This is a genomic window from Nocardioides sp., from assembly GCF_004803405.1.
Taxonomy (GTDB): domain Bacteria; phylum Actinomycetota; class Actinomycetes; order Propionibacteriales; family Nocardioidaceae; genus Nocardioides; species Nocardioides vastitatis.
Window position 1 is genome coordinate 1 of record NZ_SSXI01000332.1, and the last position, 728, is coordinate 728.

1 protein-coding gene is annotated in these 728 nt (G+C 74.7%); it reads right to left on the reverse strand.

Translation table 11 applies throughout. The features are described from left to right. Positions 1–323: 323 nt before the first annotated feature. A partial coding sequence (locus E7Z54_RS23640; protein ID WP_431188821.1) for a sirohydrochlorin chelatase occupies positions 324–728 on the reverse strand: 405 nt, incomplete at its 5' end.

Here is a 728-nt window from a genome sequence, read left to right on the forward strand (position 1 = left end):
GCTCGCGCAGCCGGCGGCGTGGAGCGTGCCGCTCGCGGGTGCGGTGATGGTGGCGGTCTCGCTGCTCACCTCGGGGCGGGAGCCGATCCACGCTCGCCGGTTCCTGGTGCGGCTGCACACGCCGGAGGTGCTGGGGTCGGGGCGGTGATGGCGGTCGGTTGTGGCGGGGTGTGCGTGCTGGGTCGGCTGGCGGGCTGGCGGGCTGGCGCCCGCGTCGGTTTACCAAGGTATGCAGCCGAACCGACGCTTCCCCGGGTGAGTACGCCACGGGAAGTGCGGATTCGGCTGCATACCTTGGTAAACCGCCACCCGACAGGCCCACATCAGCCCACCCCCAGCGCCCCCGCCCGCTCGACCACCAGGTCCACCACCGACGGGTGCGGCCCGATCACGTCGGCGATCACCGTCGCGCCGGCAGCCCGGGACTCCTCGCGGAGCCGGCGGTCGAAGTGCCCTGTCGCGAGGAGGTACGGCGAGACCGCGTCGCCCGGCTCCACCACATCGACCGGGCGCGAGCCGAGTCCGGCCAGGGTCGCCAGTCGCACAGGGCCGCCCCACGCCTGAGCCAGCATCGCGACGGCACCCTCGAGGTCGGTCATCGCCGCGGGATCGGTCGAGCCGGCGGCGACCATGACCACGGGCTGCCCCGCGTCCGCGCCGGACTCACGCAGCCGCTCCGCCAGGGCGGCCGTCAGCAGGGGGTCGGGGCCGAAGGGTCTCCCCAGCGC